The 3,822-nt window shown below is 57.2% G+C and carries 5 protein-coding genes; all 5 read left to right on the plus strand.

Features of this window, described 5'->3' with window-relative positions:
- The first annotated feature begins 1,040 nt into the window (after positions 1 to 1,040).
- Entirely contained in the window at positions 1,041 to 1,349 is a 309-nt protein-coding gene (locus O6929_07260) for a non-heme iron oxygenase ferredoxin subunit (protein MCZ6480183.1), read from the plus strand.
- Between the two features lie 240 nt (positions 1,350 to 1,589).
- A complete protein-coding gene (locus tag O6929_07265) occupies positions 1,590 to 2,441 on the plus strand; it encodes a sulfurtransferase (protein MCZ6480184.1) in 852 nt (283 codons plus the stop codon).
- Positions 2,438 to 2,848 (plus strand): iron-sulfur cluster assembly scaffold protein, encoded by a 411-nt coding sequence (locus O6929_07270; protein ID MCZ6480185.1) that lies wholly within the window; start codon positions 2,438 to 2,440, stop codon positions 2,846 to 2,848. The genes O6929_07265 and O6929_07270 overlap by 4 nt, the downstream gene beginning before the upstream one ends.
- A gap of 235 nt (positions 2,849 to 3,083) precedes the next feature.
- Complete coding sequence (locus tag O6929_07275; GenBank protein MCZ6480186.1) at positions 3,084 to 3,398, plus strand: hypothetical protein; 315 nt, start codon at positions 3,084 to 3,086, stop codon at positions 3,396 to 3,398.
- 218 nt (positions 3,399 to 3,616) lie between these two features.
- Positions 3,617 to 3,822, plus strand: a 206-nt coding sequence (locus tag O6929_07280) for a GYD domain-containing protein (protein ID MCZ6480187.1), incomplete at its 3' end; no start/stop codon positions are given.

The following is a 3,822-nucleotide window of genomic DNA, read 5'->3' on the forward strand; positions in this document are numbered from 1 at the left end:
GCGAAGATGTGAATTCAACTGGGGCAGACCCGATTGAATTAAAGAATGTTTTGAGGGTCTCGGAGACTCTCTGGAGGACGGAACTGGGGGAGTTTCTGGAGCCGGCGAGGAGGGTTGAACTCCTGACCTGCTGATTACGAAACAAAGCCTGCCAGAGACACAGCCCAACCTACCACAACGAAACCCAAAAACTCTAACGCTTTTCGCTTAGGCTTGTCGGGACAGGCCTCGTTAGATCGGCGGGAGTTCTCGCACAAATCTCGGACAGAGGGAAGCTAGGCCAATACCGCCCCGTTACGACAAGACCGGAGCAGCGCAATTAGGAAAGGAACAGGCGAAATGGGTAAGAAGATACGAAGTGAAAGAAGGCCAAAGAGCCAGCAAACGAGGTAAGAGAACCAGCCCAGAGATACGACCCAATTGAGAGGGGCGTGGAAGCGGACCCGAGCCTAGTGTTTACGCTTACCGGACCTCTCTTGCCCGCGAACCTAATTTCGCTTCATTGAGACCATAAACAACCGTTCGATGGTGCTCCTGGATGCTCGGTACGGGGTGTTCTGGTAGCAGCGTGGTAGCAAGAGCTGATCGATGTCAAGGCGTTGACCCACAAGATCCAGCGTGAGCACATCCAAATCTGACCAGGGAGAAATTCCCTGCCCTCCAGAAATTCCCTGCATGGCACGCGGCTCGTCGGACGTGTCTATTTCCGTCCGAATCCCTCGATCCCTGAAATACCAGGACCTTGAAGAGAGTCCGATTCCTCCGCAACCGTAGAGATATCTGGCATGGCTCTTGCCCCTTCCGATGTCACGGCTAACTGAGCAAGGTTGGACTTCCTTCCGCTAAGGCCTCGTCCCCAAGTAGTTCTCTCCTGTTGACCCTGCAGATTTCCGGGAGGTTGTCAACCATGAGAGGGGTACATGCAGTGCCCCGCTGAGAAGGAGCATCTATTCTGGGGCCTTCAGCGTGTCAGGAACCATGAACAGAATGCGGACGGAAGAATCGGCTTAAATCATAGGACGTCATTAGGAGGTTACAGGATGGGAAAATTTGTGAAGGTGGCGACGGCCGGTGAACTCACGCCCGGCCAGGCGAAAAAGGTGGAAGTCGACGGGAAGGTAATCGCCCTTTTCAATCTCGAGGGAAGCTATCACGCCATCGATGATACCTGCCCTCACCGAGGTGGTCCCCTTTCCACGGGCCCTGTGGAGGGGCAAGTGGTGACCTGTCCCTGGCATGGATCTAAGTTTGACGTAAGAAGTGGGGATGTGCTCACGGCGCCTGCTCGAACTGGCGTGTCGAGCTATCGTGTCCGAGTAAGCGGATCGGATGTAGAAGTGGAGGTATGAAACCATTGAGTTCGAGGATCCGATCTGGATAGGGGAAACCCACTTGCGGATACCCTCGGGGCGGAACCAGTCCTCACCGTGCTGATGGCCATTAAGAACCCGGATCTGCACTTGGGCCTGGTTCTTTAGGCGGTTGGCAAAAGGATCGTTGAAGCCACAGGAGCGTAGGGGAGAACGAGTAAGGAGAGTCATTGGCGCGATGCCGGGTAAGACCGAATCGCGCAGGGGAGGGAACTAACCATGGCGGAATCGTACGTAAGACCCGAGGTGCTGGTGGAGACGGCGTGGGTCGCCGACCATCTGGAAGACCCCGGTGTCCGTATTGTTGAGTCCGATGAGGATTTCCTGTTGTACGAAACGGGGCATATCCCTGGCGCGGTGAAGATAGATTGGTTTACTCAGCTCCAGGAGCCTGTGCGCCGCGACTTCCTCGACAAGTCGGGCTTCGAGGCGCTTATGTCGCAGGCGGGGATCGCGGACAACACTACGGTTGTATTCTACGGGGATAAGAGCAACTGGTTCGCCTGCTATGCCTTCTGGATCTTTCAGTTGTTCGGGCACGACCTGGCCAAGGTGATGAATGGCGGGCGGAAGAAGTGGGTCGACGAAGGCCGTCCCCTTACTAAGGAGGTTCCCCGATTGACGCCCACCACCTACCGGGCCAAGGAACCCGACCTGGCGATCCGAGCGTTCCGGGACCATGCCATGGCCCACATCGGTCAGGGGCCTCTGGTAGACGTTCGGTCGCCGAAGGAGTACACGGGCGAGCTAATCCATATGGAGGGCTACGCCCAAGAGGGGGCGCAGCGGGGCGGCCACATCCCTACGGCGGTTAATATTCCTTGGGGGATGGCGGTCCGGGAAGCTGACTGGACGTTTAAACCGGCGGATGAACTCCGGGCGTTGTACGCAAGCAAGGGGATCACCCCCGACAAGGATATCATCGTTTACTGCCGAATAGGTGAGCGCTCCTCTCATACCTGGTTCGTCCTCACCTATCTGCTCGGATACCCTCAGGTCCGGAATTACGATGGCTCTTGGACCGAGTGGGGCAACATGGTTAACGTCCCCATCGAGAAGGGGTCTGAATGACCAGGGAAGAGCGGATCGAGTTCCTCCTCGACCACAGCAAGCGCCGGCGGAACCGCGATGTTCTGACTCAGCCGAGCTTTGCCCGGTCCGGGGGGAACCCGGACTGCTCCGACGTCATAACCATCTACGGTCAGGTTGATGGCGATCGGCTGGTGCGGGTGACATTCGATGGGGAGGGATGTATTCTCAGCCAGGCAGGTGCCTCGATCCTGTGCGAGATGGCCAGCGGTCTAACCCTGACCGAGGCGGAACAACTTAGCTATGACGATCTGTTCAACATAATAGGGAAAGACCTCGCAATGGCCCGGATCCGGTGCGCAACTCTGGCCCTTGACACCCTAAGGCAGGCTCTCCGGCTCTATACGGTGAGGCGACTGCTGGCGCCGGAGGAGGCCATGAGCCCCTAGCCCGCGACGAGTTGCGACCATCCCCGGGGGGAAGAGCCACTAAATGAATGAAGGAAGAAGGACCCAGGAGGGATGTGTGTTGGAGTTAGCGGCTCCCACGAGAAAGCGACGGTACCCGGCGCTCTTGAGCGAGTTCCAGAGGGAAGCGGAGACCCGTACGGGCAATGGGCGAAAGCCGCCGTGCCTCAATGGAACTGTACTATCAGAAAGCCTCGGCGGATCGAAGTTTTCACAAATGAGTAGAGGCACAATGGGAACGCGGCAGAAGCTGAGGGCAAAGCTTCATGGTCTCGAAAAGCGATTGAATGACCTGGAAGTAGAGTTCGGAGGGCTGAACCAGATGTCCGCGACATTGGAGGCAACTCTTGAAGTGTTCGTTGAACGGGGGTTGATCCCCCGTCGGGCGTTCAGCCACCGCTTCAGCCCGACCCTTGAACCCGATCGGAAACCTATCGGGGAACAAGCCAACGAGGAGTTCCAGAAGTTAATGGGCTCCCTCTTGGATGAGCTGATGGAATCAGTCGACGATGAACAGATACCTCACGCCTAGGCTAAGAACCGGGACTTTCGAAGAATAGGTGAAAAGCCCAGCCCACCTTCGGCACAATCGACGGCGCACCAACCACTCAGACGCCCTCCCGGGCGGAGCATGGCCCGTTAGGGCGTTTTGCTTTTGGGAAGGATGTATTACCGAAAGTAATCACTGGGGCACAGGGCGACCTAAATCTCGATGCCATGGCGCATTAGAGCGCCGGAAGGAGGAAGGCGATGCCGACCTACGTCAGCCTGCTGAACTGGACAGACCAGGGTATCCGAAAGGTGAAGGAGTCGACCAAGCGGGCCAAGGCGTTCCTCGACATGGCGGGGAAGATGAGGGTAAAGGTCAGGGAGATCCATTGGACCATGGGCCACTACGATGTCGTGGTGATCATGGAGGCTCCGGACGACGAAGCTATCAGCGGCCTGATGCTGGG

This window comes from Candidatus Methylomirabilota bacterium (assembly GCA_027293415.1).
GTDB lineage: Bacteria > Methylomirabilota > Methylomirabilia > Methylomirabilales > CSP1-5 > CSP1-5.